This is a genomic window from Cupriavidus sp. MEYA8 (assembly GCF_059278825.1).
In genome coordinates, this window is the sequence record NZ_CM181222.1 from 490,407 (window position 1) to 508,043 (window position 17,637).

Here is a 17,637-nt window from a genome sequence, read left to right on the forward strand (position 1 = left end):
CCCGGAGATGCCGGCATGACGCCGTCCGATTCCACCCAGGCCCGTCCGCGCCTGGTCGTCGTCGGCAACGGCATGGCCGGCATGCGCACCGTCGAGGAGCTGCTCAAGCTCGCCCCGGACCTGTACGACATCACGGTGTTCGGCGCCGAGCCGCATGGCAACTACAACCGCATCCTGCTGTCGCCGGTGCTGGCTGGCGAGAAGACGGTGGCGGACATCATGCTCAACACGCGCGAGTGGTATGACGAGAACGGCATCGAGCTGCTCGCCGGCGACCCCGTGGTGTCGATCGATCGCCCGCGCCGCGTGGTGCGCTCGGCCTCGGGACGCGAGGTGCGCTATGACCGCCTGCTGCTGGCCACCGGCTCCAAGCCGTTCATCATCCCGGTGCCGGGACACCAGCTCGAAGGCGTGATCGCGTTCCGCGACATCCAGGACGTCGAGACCATGCTGCATGCCGCGCGCAATCACCGCCACGCGGTCGTGATCGGCGGCGGGCTGCTCGGACTGGAAGCTGCCAACGGCCTGCTGCGCCAGGGCATGGACGTGACCGTGGTGCACCTGGCCGACAGCCTGATGGAACGCCAGCTCGACAAGCCCGCCGCGACGCTGCTCCAGGGCGCGCTGGAACGCAAGGGCCTGCGCTTCCTGCTGGGCGCGCAGACCGCGGAGATCCTCGGTACCGAGCGCGTCACCGGCGTGCGCTTCAAGGACGGCAGCGAAATCCCCGCCGACCTGGTGGTGATGACCGCGGGCGTGCGCCCCAATATCGAACTCGCCGCCGGCGCGGGCCTGCACTGCGAACGCGCCATCGTCGTCGACGACACGCTGCAGACCTATGATCCGCGCATCTATGCCGTCGGCGAGTGTGTCCAGCATCGCCAGGCCACCTTCGGGCTGGTCGCGCCGATCTGGGATCAGGCGCGCGTGTGCGCCGCCCATCTCGCCGGCGCCGGCCATCGCCGCTACGTGCAGCAGGCCACCGCGACTAAACTGAAAGTGACCGGCGTCGACCTGTATTCCGCCGGCGATTTCATCGGTGCGGAAGGCTCCGAAGACCTGGTGCTGCGCGACGCGCGCCGCGGCGTCTACAAGCGCCTGGTGCTGCAGGACGGCTGCCTGGTCGGCGCCGTGCTGTACGGCGACGTGCAGGACGGGCCGTGGTATTTCGACATGATCCAGCGCCGCACGCCGGTGGGCGCGCTGCGCCAGCGCCTGCTGTTCGGCAAGGCGCAGTGCGAAGCGCTCGCTGCCTGAGCCTTACCAAAGCCATATAACGCCCCCGCACGGAGAACGCGTGAACCTGTCCGACATCCCGGTTGTATCTGCAACCCTGACCACTACCACCGCCACGACCTGCCCGTACTGCGGCGTCGGCTGCGGCGTGCGTGCCACGGTGCGCGCCGACGGCCAGGTCGAGATCGAGGGTGACGCACAGCATCCGTCCAACCAGGGCCGGCTCTGCGTCAAGGGCTCGGCACTGGGCGAGACCGTGGACCTGGAAGGCCGCCTGCTCCATCCCAAGCTGCGCGATGCCGACGGCCAGCTGCAGCCGGTGTCGTGGGACCGTGCGCTCGATACCGTGGCGCAGGGCTTCAGCGACATCATCCGCCGCCACGGCCCCGACTCGGTCGCGCTCTATGTCTCGGGCCAGTTGCTGACTGAGGACTACTACGTTGCCAACAAGCTGATGAAGGGGTTCATCGGCAGCGCCAATATCGACACCAACTCGCGCCTGTGCATGTCGTCGGCCGTTGCCGGCCACAAGCGCGCCTTTGGCGAAGACCTGGTGCCGGGCAGCTATGAAGACCTGGAACTAGCCGACCTGGTCGTGCTGGTGGGTTCCAATACCGCGTGGTGCCACCCCATCCTGTTCCAGCGCCTGAGCAAAGCCAAGGAAGCCCGCCCCGAGATGAAGATCGTGGCGATCGACCCGCGCCGCACCGCCACCTGCGAGCTGGCCGACCTGCACCTGGCGGTTCGTCCCGGTACCGACGTCTGGCTGTTCAATGGCCTGCTCAGCTACCTCGCGCGCGAAGGCCATACCGATGCGGCCTTCATCTCCGCAAGCACCGCGGGACTGGATGAAGCGCTGCAGGCGGCCGCCGTCGATTGCTCCGACCCGGCCGCCGTGGCCCGCGCCTGCAAGCTCGGCGTGCAGGACGTGCTGGACTTCTATGCGCTGTTCGCCGGCACGGAAAAGACCGTGACCGCGTTCTCGCAAGGCGTCAACCAGTCTTCCGCTGGCACCGACAAGGTCAACAGCATCATCAATTGCCACCTACTGACCGGCCGCATCGGCCGGCCCGGCATGGGCCCGTTCTCGCTGACCGGTCAGCCCAATGCCATGGGCGGGCGCGAGGTCGGCGGCCTGGCCAACATGCTGGCCGCGCATATGGAGCTGGCCAATCCGCTGCATCGCGATGTGGTGCAGAGCTTCTGGCAGTCGCCAGTAATGGCGGACCGCACCGGCCTGAAAGCGGTGGAGCTCTTCGAAGCGATCGAAGCCGGCCGCGTCAAGGCGGTCTGGGTGATCGCCACCAATCCCGTCGTCAGCCTGCCAGATGCCGACCAGGTGCGCCGCGCACTCGCCAGGTGCGAACTGGTGGTGGCCAGCGACATCATCGAACGCACCGATACCAACGCGGCCGCGCACGTGCTGCTGCCCGCGCTGGGCTGGGGTGAAAAGGACGGCACCGTCACCAACTCGGAACGCCGCATTTCGCGCCAGCGCGCCTTCCTGGCCGCGCCGGGCGAAGCGCGCGCCGACTGGCACATCCTCTGCGACGTGGCACGCCGCATGGGCTTCAATGGGTTCGACTATGCCGGGCCGCACGAGATCTTCGACGAGCACGCGCGGCTGAGCGCCTGGCGCAACGACGACGCGCCGCGCGTTTTCGACATCGGCGGACTGGCTGGCCTGGACAAGACCAGCTACGACAGCCTGGAGCCGATTCAATGGCCGGTGCCAGCCAATGGCGGATCCGACTCGCAGCGCCTGTTCGGCGATGGCCGCTATGCGCACGCCGACGGCCTGGCCCGCTTCGTCGCCACGCCGACGCGCGCACCCGCCAATGCACCGGACGACGATTTCCCGCTGATCCTCAACACCGGCCGCGTGCGTGACCAGTGGCACACCATGACGCGCACCGGCAAGTCGGCACGGCTCGCAGACCACCTGCCCGAGCCCTTTGTCGACATGCACCCGCAGGATGCGCTGCTGTGCGGTGTGGGCGAAGGCAAGCTGGCGCGTGTCAGCACCCGCTGGGGCGCGATGGTGGCGCGCGTGCGTCATGGCGGCGGCATCCCGCGCGGCAGCGTATTCGTGCCGATTCACTGGAATGGCCAGTTCAGTTCCGATGCGCGCGTTGGCGCGCTGGTCAATCCGGTGGTCGATCCGGTTTCGGGCGAGCCGGAGTTCAAGCACACGCCAGTGCGGGTCGAGCCGTTTGGTGTCAGCTGGCACGGGTTCGTGCTGAGCCGGCGAGAACTGCCTGCGGAGGCGCTGACCTACTGGACCCGCGTGCAGGGCCGTCAATTCCAGCGCTATGAGTTTGCTGGCCGCGAAGTCGTCTCCGAGCGTGCCACCTGGGCGCGCGAGTTGCTCGGCGTGCAAGATCCGGAAGCGGACTGGCTCGAATACGAGGACCGTACTGCGGGCGTTTATCACGCTGGCTATGTCGTCAACGACAAGCTCGAAGCCTGCGTCTATGTGTCGACCCGGCCCGAGTTGCCGTCGCGGTCGTGGCTGTCAGGCTTGTTCGGTCGCGAGCGGCTGGAAGATGCGGATCGTATCGGATTGCTACTCGGCCAGCCGATGGAAAAAGGTGCTGATGCCGGGCCGACGGTTTGCTCGTGCTTTGGCGTGGGGCGTAACACCATCTGCGATGCAGTGCGGAAGCACGATCTGAAGACGCCGGCTGAGATCACCGCCTGCGTCAAGGCTGGTGGCAACTGTGGGTCTTGCGTGCCTGAGCTTAAGAAGTTGTTGGTGGAGATACGGGTGGTTGAGGTGGCATGAGGGGTTTTGGATTGCGGCTGGTGACATGCTGGCGGCGGCTTTTAGCGCCCGCTGTCGCTGTTGATGACATGCTCTCGGCCGTTGAACCGTCTGGTTCCGCCCTCCTGGGCGGGTCACTTATATGAACGCGCCCCGTTTGCAAGGTAAGACGACCATTCTGGCTTGAGCAGGACTGGTTGCAGACTTATATCCGGCCTTGCGGTGCAGGCGAGCCTGCGGGCCTTCATGGATATGCGCCGGGAGCGTCCCTATCTTTTTGTCGTGCTTTGAGGCACCTGTTACCCGTTGGGCTTGCGCTCCCGCGGTCCGACCTGTCTTGCCATGAGGTTCATCTAACCGTCGCAACCTGTGGGACGGGTCCTGCCTTCTTTCCTCCTTGCCAGCCCGGCCTGCCATCAGGCAGGCCTGACCGAGACGTAGTCTCGGTCATAAGCCCGGTCATGCGCCAGCAGGGCCCAGAGCGTGCGGGCCATCTTGTTGGCCATGGCGACGGCCACGACGTTGCCAGGGCGGCGCTGCGCGAGCGTCAGAGGCCAGCCGGGCTGGTTCTTTCGACGCAGATGGCTCAGCACGGCCCGGGCACCGTGAATGAGCAAAGTGCGCAAGTAGGGGTCACCGCGTTTGCTGATGCTCCCGAGCCAGACCTTGCCGCCGGTGCCGGTCTGTTTAGGCACCAGTCCCAGATAGGCGGCCAGTTGCCGGCCGGACTTGAAGGTGCGGACATCGCCAATGGTGGCGACCATGGCCGTGGCGGTGAGCATGCCGATGCCAGGGATGGCGAGAATGGTCTGGCAAGCCTGGTTCTGCCGCCCCCAGGCGTCGATCCGCTGGTCGAGGCGGGCGATTTCGGCATCGAGCCGCTCGATGCTCTGCAATTGCTCACGCACGAACTCGAACAGCAGGGGCGGCACGCTCTGCTCGATGTCGAGCATGTGCTGCACGATCTCGTGCAGGCCGGTGCGCAGTCCACGGGGGAAGTGGACGCCGAATTCGAACAGCGTGCCGCGCAGCTGGTTGACCAGCATGGTGCGCATCTTCACGCGCAGCCGGCGCATGGCGTGCAGACTGAGCACGCACTGCTGCGGCTCGGTCTTGGGCGCCACGATCGGCATGCCGGGCTGCTGCGCCGCGGTCCAGATGGCCTTGGCGTCGGCGGCATCAGTCTTGTTGGTTTGCACAAACGGACGCACGTAGTTGGCGTGCAGCAACATTGGCTCGTGGCCGAGGCTGCAAAGTTGGCGGGCCCACCAGTGAGCGCTGCCGCACGCTTCGAGCGCCACCCGTGCAGGCTGCCGCTTGGCGAGGAACTCGATCAGTTGCTGCCGGCTGAAGCGGCGATTAACACACTTGCCGTCGGACTCGACCCAATAGAGCTGGAATACAGTCTTTGCAATGTCCAGGCCGTAAGTCGTAGTATTCATTTCGGGTCCCTCCATCCTGTGTGGACTGTGAGAACTTCCACTCTGGCACATTGATGCCGTTTCGCGATGGGGGACCCCCTTTCCTCAGACACCTCCCCGCATGCTCTCACTGAACTACGCTCTCATTGACGGCAGGTAGGGGGAACGGGGCGCGTTCATTCCATCTTTTTGCCCGAGCGGCAAAAAGTAACCAAAAAGCGCGTTTACGGCCCTGCGGGCGGCCGCTCTTATCGTAGTGTTCCGGGGCTTTCGTACGGGGCTTTGCTTCGTTGCAGGGCAGGACTGCCTGACGCCGTGGTGCGCCACGGTGGCCTGGGATAAAAGCGATGTTTGAACGAGCCCAGAGCTGGGCATGGCCCCTGCTGCCGGCGGCGACGTAGGAACGCCTACGGCTGCGCTGCGCGCCGGCCCTAAGGTGGCGGGCTGCGCCCATGTCCTCGGCCCAGATTCGGCCCCGGCGTCTTTCACGACGGCGCTGTGCGAGCGCAGCGATGCACTCCGTGCCCGATCCCCCGACCTACGATACCGAGCCCGCGCAGCGCAGCCGTAGGCGTCCCCGCGTTGACGTCGGCAGCAGGCGGCCTACGCCCGGCATGGGGATCGTTCAATAGTCGGTCGACGCAGCCACCATCCCAGTAACCGTCAGCGGAACCCGTGTTGACCTGTGAGTACTGCTTCAGCAGGTCATTGGCGTTGTGGTGTCTGCGGATGCTATGGCATCACGGCTGACGATCTGATGTCAGAACTGATAGCCACGGTCTCGCCAGTACTGCCAATCGGCAATGGCCTGCTGCGTCATCTCGTCGCTCGCCAGTGGCACGAGTTGCGCTAGTGGTACAGCCAGCTTGCGCTTGTTCCATCGTATCCACACAAAGGCTTCAGACTCGCACACGTCCTCCGGAGCCATTGCGATTACCTGAACCCGGTCGCCGGGGCTGAGCGGCGAGGTTGGCGATCTCTTGCGAACCTCAGCTTCAAACGGAACGGTGAGTTGCTCCTCGAGGTAGTAGTACCACGCCATCGATCGCTCCTCTGAACCGTAAGCGTCGACGACTATTTCCATCGTGATTCGCTCTTCACGATCTGGATCGGACTTGGGTCTAGGCATGCTTATCGTGTGAATGGCGAAGCAATCAGAGATCGACGACCTTGCGCAGTAGCGCGAAGGAGACACGCCAGTGGCCTTCGTTCGGGTCGCACTCGATGGAGGCGGTCTTCTGGTTGATGCGCACGATGGTGCCGATGCGCTCGCGCAGGTGCTGGTCGGTGAAGCTGACAGTATCGCCGACCCGGAAGTCCGCACGCTGCGCCCGGGGCGGTGGTGGCGGTGAAGCGTGCGGCGGTTGCTGCGCAACAGTAGTGGGCTCGGCGAGCACGGCGGCGTAGGGCAGGATCCAGTTGCGGCCGCTGCTGGTGTCCTGGACCACGGCCTGGGTCTGACGCAGCTCGAGGACGCGCCCCTGGCGCAGCGGCTGGGTCAGGTCGTCGGCGACGTAGCCCACGGTCATGCCGATATGCAGGTGCCTGCGGACCTCGAGGATACGCTTGGGGTCGTTGATCATCCGCCCGATGGTCAGATACAGGCGGTACAGGTCGGCACTTGGGGCCAGGCGCAGGGCGTCAGGGATGTCCATGACGCGCAGTGTACCGGTCAGCGCGCCAGCGGCAACAGTTCGTGGACCTGGCTGATCGGGTGGGCCGGCAGGCGCTCCAGTGTCTCCTTGAGCCAGCCATAGGGCTCGATGCCGTTCAGGCGGCAGGTGCCCAGCAAGGAATACATCGTGGCCGCGGCGCGCGCGCCGCGCGGGGAGCCAGCGAACATCCAGCCCGCCCTACCCAGGGCAATTGGGCGGATCGCGCGCTCGAGGCGATTGTTATCGGGCTCGAGGATGCCGTTCTCGGTGTAGCGCACCAGCGCCTGCCAGTGCCGCAGTGCGTAGCCGAAGGCTTGTGCCAGCGGCTGCCTGGCGAGCAGGCCGTTGGCATTACCCTGCAGCCACTGGTGGAACTGCGCCAGCAGCGGCACAGCCTCGGCCTGGCGCACCGCCAGCTTGTGCTCCGGCGACTGGTCCTTGACGCCGGCTTCGATGGCATACAGCTTGGCAATCCACGCCAAGGCCTGCGCGGCCAGCCCTGGTGTCTTCTGGGCCTTGGCGATCTCGAAGAAGCGTCGACGGCAGTGCGCCCAGCATCCGACCTCGATGATCCGGCCGGTACGGTAAAGCGCATCGTGGCCGCTGTAGGCATCCGCCTGCAGGTAGCCATGATAGTTGCGCAGGAAGTTCAGGGGATGCGCGCCGGCGCGCGATTCGGCGAACTCGAACAGCACCGCTGGCGGGTGGTCGACCCATAAGCCGTTCTCCTGCCGCTGCCCGGCCCCGAGGTAGCCCCATAGATAGGCCTGCCGCGTGGTGGTGCGCCCGCGCTCGAGTAGTGGCAGCGTGGTGTCGTCCAGATGCAGGCGCGGCGCCTGCAGGACGTGGTTACGCAAGGGTGGCAGCAGCGTTGCCAGCAGCTCGGCAGAAGCCAGCTTCCATTCGCACAGAGTGGCCCTTGGCAGGTGCACGCCCAGGCGCGCATAGCGCGTCTCCTGCCGATTGATCGGCAGGTGGTCCACGAAGGTGTCGACCTGGATACTGGCCAGCAGCCCGGCGCTGGCGTTGCTCTTGGGCAGCGGCGAGGGCTGCGCGGCGGCGGTCACGATGGTGGACTCGCCATCCTTGGTGGCCACATACTTGAAGCGGATGTGCTCGATCACGCTGAGCCTGGCCGGCTCGTAGTGCAGTGTCTCGCTGCGCTCCTCGCCGATGCGCTCCAGGGTGTCGAAGCCTACCTTCTGCACCTCGGACAGGTCATATTCGATGCGCGTGCGCGGCAGGTCCTTGGGCAAGGCCGGGCGGCCCTTGCGGATGTGGCCAGTCACCTTCACCTCCGGCGTCGCCGGCGGTGTCGGCAGGTCCAGCGGTTGCGCAAAGAGTTCGGCCTGCCCCGGCAGGCGCTCGGAACTGGCGCCGAACTGCGCGCGGTTAAGCTGCGCGACCTGGTGCTTCAGAATCTCGAGTTGCTCCCACAGCGTGCGGGCGAGCCGGTTCTGCTCCAGCGCGAGAGTACGTACCGCCTCGAGATCGGCTGGCAGGTCGGAGGGCGTCAGTACCGGAAGCATGGTGCCATGATGCGCCAGCGCCGACAGGTTTACAAGTCACAAGACGCGCGTGGCCGTGACAGTGCGGTGGGGTCGAACCGCCGGGATCTCGATGCCTTCGAGCCAGGCGTTCAGTTCGGCCAGCGTGAAGCCACGCTGGGCTAGCGTCGCGGGCGAGGGAAACCGGCCGTGCGAAAGCCGCTTGTACCACAACGCGAAGCCGGTGCGGTCCCAATACAGAATCTTGACCTTCGATCGATCGCGGCCGACGAAGACAAACAAGTGCCCCGACAGCGGACTCTTGGCCAGCAACGGCTCCACCAGATACGATAGGCCGTCGATGGACTTGCGCATGTCGACCGCGTCACGGCAGATGAAAGCCTGCACATCGCCGCCGATCAGCACCGGCCGCCTCCCAACTGCCCCAGCACGAAGCGCACGATGCGTTCGGCATGCATCCCACTCAGCTCGATACGCGCGCCGCCGAGCGTGACGACCACTTGGTCGCGAGACTTCGACGGTAGTGGGTCGCTCGCCGGCACGACAGTCGGCACTGCGACCGTTGCCGCGGCGATGAATGCCGTGTCCGCGGTCAATGCCATTGGCGGCGCCACGGGCGGTTGCTGCTCGTGGCTCAAGCGCTTGCGCCACAAGCCGAAAGTGCTAACCGCCAAGCCCTGCTGCCGACAGAAGGCGCGAATGCTCCCGCCGCTGCTCCGCCATTGCGCCAGTAGATCGCGCCAGAAAGCCTCATCGTGGCGGTCATGCCTTGCCCGAGATCGTCCGCTCTTGCCTTCCCGTTGATCGGCCATCGCTTCACTCCCAAAGATCGTGAAGCCCCTACCTTCTCATCGCCGCCCACTACTCGCCAGACGGGTTCCGCTGACGGTTACCCATCCCAGACTCACCTGGCGTAGCAGGTCCGAACCACCAGCCACATCGAACGGAAATCACCACCGCCCGAACCACCGACGCCGGTGAATTGATAGCCAGCCGCTCAGGCGACGCGTTTTTTGGTTACTTTTTGGCGCTCGGACAAAAAGTGACCCACCCAGCAGGGCGGAACCAGGCGCTTCAACGGCCGACAGCTGTCACCAGCAACGCCAGCATCGCCAACCACCTTGTAGCAAAAATCAAAACTCAAAAAGCAAAAACCCCTCGCAGCACACGCTGTCGAGGGGTTTTGCACAATAAGAGCCTGGCGATGACCTACTTTCACACGGGTAATCCGCACTATCATCGGCGCGGAGCTGTTTCACGGTCCTGTTCGGGATGGGAAGGGGTGGTTCCAGCTCGCTATGGTCACCAGGCATGAGGGGTTGTGGCGCTGGGGTTCAAGCCAGCGTCACGAATCGGGATGTAGTTGGGGTTGTGCGTATCTGGCACAGACACGATCACACACACCAGGTGAAACACACTGGTTATAGGATCAAGCCTTACGGGCAATTAGTACTGGTTAGCTTAACGCATTACTGCGCTTCCACACCCAGCCTATCAACGTCCTGGTCTCGAACGACCCTTCAAGGAGGTCAAGCCTCCAGGGAATCCTCATCTTCAGGCGAGTTTCCCGCTTAGATGCTTTCAGCGGTTATCTCTTCCGTACATAGCTACCCTGCGATGCCTCTGGCGAGACAACAGGTACACCAGCGGTACGTCCACTCCGGTCCTCTCGTACTAGGAGCAGCCCCCGTCAAGATTCCAACGCCCACGGCAGATAGGGACCAAACTGTCTCACGACGTTTTAAACCCAGCTCACGTACCTCTTTAAATGGCGAACAGCCATACCCTTGGGACCGGCTACAGCCCCAGGATGAGATGAGCCGACATCGAGGTGCCAAACACCGCCGTCGATATGAACTCTTGGGCGGTATCAGCCTGTTATCCCCAGAGTACCTTTTATCCGTTGAGCGATGGCCCTTCCATTCAGAACCACCGGATCACTATGTCCTGCTTTCGCACCTGCTCGACTTGTCGGTCTCGCAGTTAAGCACGCTTTTGCCATTGCACTTTAGGTACGATGTCCGACCGTACCAAGCGTACCTTCGAACTCCTCCGTTACACTTTGGGAGGAGACCGCCCCAGTCAAACTGCCTACCATGCACTGTCCCCGACCCGGATTCACGGGCCAAGGTTAGAACCTCAAACAAACCAGGGTGGTATTTCAAGGACGGCTCCACGTGAACTGGCGTCCACGCTTCAAAGCCTCCCACCTATCCTACACAGATCGGTTCAAAGTCCAATGCAAAGCTACAGTAAAGGTTCATGGGGTCTTTCCGTCTAGCCGCGGGGAGATTGCATCATCACAAACACTTCAACTTCGCTGAGTCTCGGGAGGAGACAGTGTGGCCATCGTTACGCCATTCGTGCAGGTCGGAACTTACCCGACAAGGAATTTCGCTACCTTAGGACCGTTATAGTTACGGCCGCCGTTTACCGGGACTTCAATCAAGAGCTTGCACCCCATCATTTAATCTTCCGGCACCGGGCAGGCGTCACACCCTATACGTCCACTTTCGTGTTTGCAGAGTGCTGTGTTTTTATTAAACAGTCGCAGCCACCATTTTATTGCAACCCCTTCACCCTTCTGGCGCAGGCCAGTCAAGCTACCAGGGCGTACCTTATCCCGAAGTTACGGTACCAATTTGCCGAGTTCCTTCTCCCGAGTTCTCTCAAGCGCCTTAGAATACTCATCTCGCCCACCTGTGTCGGTTTGCGGTACGGTCTCGTATGACTGAAGCTTAGAGGCTTTTCTTGGAACCACTTCCAATTGCTTCGCAGCACTAGGCCGCTCGCCCCACATCCTTGAATCCCGCGCCCGGATTTGCCTGAGCGCCTTCTCCAATGCAGGGACCGGGACTTCCAACACCCGGACAACCTTCCGCGATCCGTCCCCCCATCGCATCATACGACGGTGCAGGAATATTAACCTGCTTCCCATCAGCTACGCATCTCTGCCTCGCCTTAGGGGCCGACTCACCCTACGCCGATGAACGTTGCGTAGGAAACCTTGGGCTTACGGCGAGGGGGCCTTTCACCCCCTTTATCGCTACTCATGTCAGCATTCGCACTTCTGATACCTCCAGCATCCTTTACAAGACACCTTCACAGGCTTACAGAACGCTCTCCTACCACGCACTTGCGTGCGTCCGCAGCTTCGGTATATAGCTTAGCCCCGTTACATCTTCCGCGCAGGACGACTCGATCAGTGAGCTATTACGCTTTCTTTAAAGGGTGGCTGCTTCTAAGCCAACCTCCTGACTGTTTTAGCCTTCCCACTTCGTTTCCCACTTAGCTATATTTGGGGACCTTAGCTGGCGGTCTGGGTTGTTTCCCTCTTGACACCGGACGTTAGCACCCGATGTCTGTCTCCCGTGATTGCACTCTTCGGTATTCGGAGTTTGCTATGGCGGGGTAATCAGCAATAGACCCCCCAACCATGACAGTGCTCTACCCCCGAAGGTGAGACACGAGGCACTACCTAAATAGTTTTCGGAGAGAACCAGCTATTTCCAGATTTGTTTAGCCTTTCACCCCTATCCACAGCTCATCCCCTAACTTTTCAACGTTAGTGGGTTCGGTCCTCCAGTACGTGTTACCGCACCTTCAACCTGGCCATGGATAGATCATCTGGTTTCGGGTCTACACCCAGCGACTCAACGCCCTGTTCGGACTCGCTTTCGCTACGCCTGCCCTAATCGGTTAAGCTTGCCACTGAATGTAAGTCGCTGACCCATTATACAAAAGGTACGCCGTCACCCGTTTCCAGGCTCCGACTGTTTGTATGCATGCGGTTTCAGGATCTATTTCACTCCCCTCCCGGGGTTCTTTTCGCCTTTCCCTCACGGTACTGGTTCACTATCGGTCGATCACGAGTATTTAGCCTTGGAGGATGGTCCCCCCATCTTCAGACAGGATTTCACGTGTCCCGCCCTACTTGTCGTACACCTAGTTCCACAACGCTGTTTTCGCATACAGGGCTATCACCTGCTAGGGCCGGGCTTTCCATCCCGTTCTGCTAACAACACTGCTAAAGAGTACAAGGCTCTTCCCATTTCGTTCGCCACTACTTTGGGAATCTCGGTTGATTTCTGTTCCTGCAGCTACTTAGATGTTTCAGTTCGCCGCGTTCGCTTCCCACACCTATGGATTCAGTGTGGGATGACCCATACGGGCCGGGTTTCCCCATTCGGACATCTCCGGATCAAAGCTTGTTTGCCAGCTCCCCGAAGCTTTTCGCAGGCTACCGCGTCCTTCATCGCCTGTGATCGCCAAGGCATCCACCACATGCACTTGTTCGCTTGACCCTATAACAAGTGTGTCTCAAGCTTGCGCTCATGACACCGCTCACTACAGGTTGAGTTCTCGCATTTGTGCCGTATTCCAAGTCATCTTTCGATCACTTTAAATACATTTTGGTTGATACAATCACAACCCGGTATCGCGTTTGCTACTGCAGCGTCTCATCAACGCTCGCGCGACACCTTTACTACATCCCATATTGTTAAAGAACAGCCGATCTTGCGATCGCTTGGCAATGCCAAATGCAAACGCTCAATTCTTAAGCGCTTGCATTTGGCGGCCAACCAAAGTTACCAGGCAGTGGTGGAGGATGACGGGATCGAACCGACGACCCCCTGCTTGCAAAGCAGGTGCTCTCCCAGCTGAGCTAATCCCCCCTCGGATAACTTGGTGGGTCTGGTAGGACTTGAACCTACGACCCCCGCCTTATCAAGACGGTGCTCTAACCACCTGAGCTACAGACCCTTGGCTGTAACAGCAAACAAACCGATAAGTGTGAACGCTAGGCTTGAGACACAAGCCTCTGGAAAGGAGGTGATCCAGCCGCACCTTCCGATACGGCTACCTTGTTACGACTTCACCCCAGTCATGAACCCTGCCGTGGTAATCGCCCTCCTTGCGGTTAGGCTAACTACTTCTGGCAAAACCCACTCCCATGGTGTGACGGGCGGTGTGTACAAGACCCGGGAACGTATTCACCGCGGCATGCTGATCCGCGATTACTAGCGATTCCAGCTTCACGTAGTCGAGTTGCAGACTACGATCCGGACTACGATGCGTTTTCTGGGATTAGCTCCCCCTCGCGGGTTGGCAACCCTCTGTACGCACCATTGTATGACGTGTGAAGCCCTACCCATAAGGGCCATGAGGACTTGACGTCATCCCCACCTTCCTCCGGTTTGTCACCGGCAGTCTCTCTAGAGTGCTCTTGCGTAGCAACTAGAGACAAGGGTTGCGCTCGTTGCGGGACTTAACCCAACATCTCACGACACGAGCTGACGACAGCCATGCAGCACCTGTGTCCACTTTCCCTTTCGGGCACCTAAGGCATCTCTGCTTCGTTAGTGGCATGTCAAGGGTAGGTAAGGTTTTTCGCGTTGCATCGAATTAATCCACATCATCCACCGCTTGTGCGGGTCCCCGTCAATTCCTTTGAGTTTTAATCTTGCGACCGTACTCCCCAGGCGGTCAACTTCACGCGTTAGCTACGTTACTGAAGAAATGAATCCCCAACAACTAGTTGACATCGTTTAGGGCGTGGACTACCAGGGTATCTAATCCTGTTTGCTCCCCACGCTTTCGTGCATGAGCGTCAGTGACGTCCCAGGGGGCTGCCTTCGCCATCGGTATTCCTCCACATCTCTACGCATTTCACTGCTACACGTGGAATTCTACCCCCCTCTGACATACTCTAGCCTGACAGTCACAAGCGCCATTCCCAAGTTAAGCTCGGGGATTTCACGCCTGTCTTATCAAACCGCCTGCGCACGCTTTACGCCCAGTAATTCCGATTAACGCTCGCACCCTACGTATTACCGCGGCTGCTGGCACGTAGTTAGCCGGTGCTTATTCTTCCGGTACCGTCATCCACGCCAGGTATTAACCAGCGCGATTTCTTTCCGGACAAAAGTGCTTTACAACCCGAAGGCCTTCTTCACACACGCGGCATTGCTGGATCAGGGTTGCCCCCATTGTCCAAAATTCCCCACTGCTGCCTCCCGTAGGAGTCTGGGCCGTGTCTCAGTCCCAGTGTGGCTGATCGTCCTCTCAGACCAGCTACTGATCGTCGCCTTGGTAGGCTCTTACCCCACCAACTAGCTAATCAGACATCGGCCGCTCCTGTAGCGCGAGGCCTTACGGTCCCCCGCTTTCACCCTCAGGTCGTATGCGGTATTAGCTAATCTTTCGACTAGTTATCCCCCACTACAGGGCACGTTCCGATGTATTACTCACCCGTTCGCCACTCGCCACCAGGCCGAAGCCCGTGCTGCCGTTCGACTTGCATGTGTAAGGCATGCCGCCAGCGTTCAATCTGAGCCAGGATCAAACTCTTCAGTTCAATCTCTGTGTGGGTCCGAAGACCCTCGCTCTTTCGAGCGGTCGCTCACTCTCAGAAAACTGACTGACCAGATCCGAAGACCCGGTCACGTTTTGCTGTGCGAGCACTGTATAACTTGTGAAGCAACACTGTCCGAAGACAGCGGCGTCCGCTACCCAGCGCCCACACTTATCGGTTGTTTGTTTGTTAAAGAACTTCGCTTCCCGGCTTTGCCGTTCAGCGCGCTGCGTTGTCTGCAGCAGAGAAACGAGATTATGCAGAGCTTTCTTCGTTTCGTCAACCGTTGCAGCAATCTTTTTTTGCTGCGGCCAGCGCTGCCAACTTCGCTGCGCCAACCTTGCGGTCGACCCCGCAACCCTTGCTGCGTCTGCCTTGCAGCGCCGCGTTGTGTTGCGAGGGGGCGAATATTAAGGGACCCGGAGGTGGCTTGGCAAGGGGTTTCTGAAAACTTCTTCGTGCCGCCATCGCCAGGCACTTAAAATCGGCTGATGCCGGATATGCCCACTTACCTGCCGTCGCGCATGCCCGCGGACGGCAAGCACTTTGCAGACGCCCTCGCGCTCGCCGCGGCGCTGTCGCGCCCGATCGTCTTCGTCGACCTCGAAACCACCGGCGCCGATGCCCAGCGGGACCGGATCACCGAGATCGGCGTCGTCGAGGTCGGCCCGGACGGAATTACCGAATGGGATACCTTGCTGGACCCCGGCATGGGGATCCCGCCGTTTATCCAGCGCATGACCGGCATCTCCGACGAGATGGTGCGTGGCCAGCCGACGTTCGAGTCACTCGCCGAGCCACTTGCCGAGCGCCTGCAGGGCCGGCTTTTCGTAGCCCATAACGCACGCTTCGATTATGGCTTCCTGAAGAACGCATTCCGCCGCGCCGGCGTTACGTTCCGTGCGGATGTGCTGTGCACGGTACGCCTGTCGCGCTCGCTGTACCCGTCGGTGGAACGCCATGGTCTCGATGCGCTGATCGCCCGCTTTGGCCTGACGCCTAAGGGGCGGCACCGCGCCCTGGCCGATGCCGAGCTGCTTTGGCAGTTCTGGCAGAAGATCCACGACACCTATTCGGTCGAGCTGGTCGAGGCCGCGGTGCGCACCCTGGTGCGTCGCGCCAGCCTGCCGGCTGGCCTGGACGAGACCGCGCTGGAAGACGTGCCCGCCGCTCCCGGTGTCTATATCTTCTACGGCGATGACGACGTCCCGCTGTATGTAGGCAAGAGCGTGCACCTGCGCCAGCGCATCGGTGCCCATTTCTCGGGCGACTACCGCTACGGCAAGGATATGCGGCTGGCGCGGCTGGTGCGCCGGGTCGAGTGGCGCGAGACCGGCGGCGAGACCGGCGCGCTGTTGCTCGAGGCCAGGCTGGTCAAGACGATGCAGCCTGTCCACAACCAGCTGCTGCGCAGCAATGCCCGGCTCTACGCATGGGAGCTGCCGCCGCAGTTGCCGGTGCCGCGCCTGCGCACCAGCCGCGACACCGATTTCTGCCGGCATCGCGATCTGTTCGGCGCCTTTGGCAGCCGCGGTGCGGCCGAGGCGCGCCTGCGTGCGCTGGCCGAAGAGCACGGCTTGTGCATGGCCACGCTGTCGCTGGAAAAGACCACGCCGCGAGGCAACCCGTGCTTCGCGCGGCAGGTACACCGCTGCGCCGGCGCCTGCGTCGGCGCCGAGCCGGCCGCCGCGCATCGCGCGCGCCTGGCCACCGCACTGGCGCCGCTGGCACTGGTGCCGTGGCCATTTGACGGTCCGGTGGCATGGCGCGAGGAGCATGCCGGACGCACGTGGTGGCATGTCGCCAACGACTGGTGCTATCTGGGCTGCTCACTCACGCTGGACGAGGCCCGCGCGCTGGCCGTTGCGCCGGCGCACTTCGACCTGGACACCTACCATATCCTCGCCCCGCGCATGGCGCAGTGGATGCCGGAAACGGTCCCGCTGCCGGTAGCGAGCCTGTTCGAGCTGACCCCGCCGGCGAAGCCGCAGGAGCAGGATGTACTGCGGCCGGTGCGTGCTACCGCGGCGACCGCCCCACGCAGGCCAGCCCGCGCGGCCGGTCAGCAAGCCCTGGATCTGTTCGCGGACTGAACCGCGCCGCCGGCTGCCCGCTGTGTGGGCTGGCGCGCAGACCGTGCTTGTGGGCAGGCGTGCCCTTCCGTTAGTCTCGACGGACCGCCCTTGCCGCCGGGCGCGCCGATGCGGAGTCTCAATGCCTGCCAAACTGTTCCGTCCTGCCGAATCGGCCCGCGGCGCCGCGCGGGTGCGCGCGTGCCTGGCCATCCTCTGGGCCGGAGCCTTCACCGGCGCGTGTGCCAACCTGGGCGGCGGCGCCATGCAGGAAATCTTCGACTCCTGGAAGAACGTCTCGGTCGACGAGGCCAAGCGCCAGTGGGGACCGCCACAGGCGGTTCAGGCGATACCGTCCGGCACCGCCTATGTCTGGAACGAGACCATCCCGGCAGCCCGCGCGCCAGGCAGCGGCCCCCGCGATGCCGGCATGGAACGCACGCCGGTGCCGGGCCATTGCCAGCGCAAGCTGATCGCGGGCCCGGACGGCATTGTCATCGGCGGCGAATGGAGCGGCGATGCCTGCTGCATCAGCACGCTGGTCGGCCGCTGTGCCGCACTGAAATACCGAGGGCCCGGCTGACCGGCGGCACGGCGCCTTGAAGTCCTTGAAGTACTGCATGACC

General features: G+C 62.4%; 10 protein-coding genes, 2 tRNA genes and 3 rRNA genes. 4 read left to right on the forward strand and 11 right to left on the reverse strand.

Features of this window, described 5'->3' with window-relative positions:
- Nucleotides 1-15: 15 nt before the first annotated feature.
- Nucleotides 16-1,257, forward strand: coding sequence for an NAD(P)/FAD-dependent oxidoreductase (locus tag AC5WJ1_RS19375; protein ID WP_133095383.1), 1,242 nt, complete (start codon nt 16-18; stop codon nt 1,255-1,257).
- 40 nt (nt 1,258-1,297) lie between these two features.
- Nucleotides 1,298-4,021: a nitrate reductase gene (locus AC5WJ1_RS19380; RefSeq protein WP_133095384.1), complete on the forward strand. Its 2,724-nt coding sequence runs from the start codon at nt 1,298-1,300 to the stop codon at nt 4,019-4,021.
- A gap of 395 nt (nt 4,022-4,416) precedes the next feature.
- On the opposite strand, the gene AC5WJ1_RS19385 is transcribed toward AC5WJ1_RS19380, so the two are convergent.
- The 11 genes from AC5WJ1_RS19385 to AC5WJ1_RS19435 all read right to left on the reverse strand — a co-directional run bounded on the left by AC5WJ1_RS19385 (nt 4,417) and on the right by AC5WJ1_RS19435 (nt 14,942).
- Nucleotides 4,417-5,442 carry an IS110 family RNA-guided transposase gene (locus tag AC5WJ1_RS19385; RefSeq protein WP_494476430.1) on the reverse strand — a complete coding sequence of 342 codons (1,026 nt, stop codon included), beginning with the start codon at nt 5,440-5,442 and terminating at the stop codon, nt 4,417-4,419.
- A gap of 739 nt (nt 5,443-6,181) precedes the next feature.
- A complete protein-coding gene (locus AC5WJ1_RS19390) occupies nt 6,182-6,550 on the reverse strand; it encodes a calcium-binding protein (protein ID WP_494476909.1) in 369 nt (122 codons plus the stop codon).
- A 25-nt stretch (nt 6,551-6,575) separates the two neighbouring features.
- Nucleotides 6,576-7,076 (reverse strand): hypothetical protein, encoded by a 501-nt coding sequence (locus tag AC5WJ1_RS19395; RefSeq protein WP_494476910.1) that lies wholly within the window; start codon nt 7,074-7,076, stop codon nt 6,576-6,578.
- A gap of 17 nt (nt 7,077-7,093) precedes the next feature.
- Entirely contained in the window at nt 7,094-8,605 is a 1,512-nt protein-coding gene (gene tnpC / locus AC5WJ1_RS19400) for an IS66 family transposase (RefSeq protein WP_115216979.1), read from the reverse strand.
- A gap of 36 nt (nt 8,606-8,641) precedes the next feature.
- A complete protein-coding gene (gene tnpB / locus AC5WJ1_RS19405; protein WP_217447047.1) occupies nt 8,642-8,989 on the reverse strand; it encodes an IS66 family insertion sequence element accessory protein TnpB in 348 nt (115 codons plus the stop codon).
- Nucleotides 8,983-9,396 carry an IS66 family insertion sequence element accessory protein TnpA gene (gene tnpA, locus AC5WJ1_RS19410; RefSeq protein ID WP_494476911.1) on the reverse strand — a complete coding sequence of 138 codons (414 nt, stop codon included), beginning with the start codon at nt 9,394-9,396 and terminating at the stop codon, nt 8,983-8,985. The genes tnpB and tnpA overlap by 7 nt, the downstream gene beginning before the upstream one ends.
- 384 nt (nt 9,397-9,780) lie before the next feature.
- Nucleotides 9,781-9,894: ribosomal RNA gene (gene rrf / locus AC5WJ1_RS19415) — 5S ribosomal RNA — on the reverse strand.
- Between the two features lie 115 nt (nt 9,895-10,009).
- Nucleotides 10,010-12,888: ribosomal RNA gene (locus AC5WJ1_RS19420) — 23S ribosomal RNA — on the reverse strand.
- Nucleotides 12,889-13,184: 296 nt separating this feature from the next.
- Nucleotides 13,185-13,260: transfer RNA gene (locus AC5WJ1_RS19425), tRNA-Ala, on the reverse strand.
- A gap of 11 nt (nt 13,261-13,271) precedes the next feature.
- Nucleotides 13,272-13,348, reverse strand: a tRNA-Ile gene (locus AC5WJ1_RS19430).
- A 62-nt stretch (nt 13,349-13,410) separates the two neighbouring features.
- A 16S ribosomal RNA gene (locus tag AC5WJ1_RS19435) occupies nt 13,411-14,942 on the reverse strand.
- Together the 16S, 23S and 5S rRNA genes with 2 tRNA genes alongside form the textbook arrangement of a ribosomal RNA operon.
- A 488-nt stretch (nt 14,943-15,430) precedes the next feature.
- Here AC5WJ1_RS19435 and AC5WJ1_RS19440 point away from each other — a divergent pair.
- Together AC5WJ1_RS19440 and AC5WJ1_RS19445 are read left to right on the forward strand one after the other, a co-directional pair.
- Nucleotides 15,431-17,032, forward strand: a complete 1,602-nt coding sequence (locus AC5WJ1_RS19440; RefSeq protein WP_133098426.1) for a 3'-5' exonuclease family protein — start codon at nt 15,431-15,433, stop codon at nt 17,030-17,032.
- Nucleotides 17,033-17,153: 121 nt separating this feature from the next.
- Nucleotides 17,154-17,594 (forward strand): hypothetical protein, encoded by a 441-nt coding sequence (locus AC5WJ1_RS19445; protein ID WP_494476912.1) that lies wholly within the window; start codon nt 17,154-17,156, stop codon nt 17,592-17,594.
- Nucleotides 17,595-17,637: the final 43 nt, after the last annotated feature.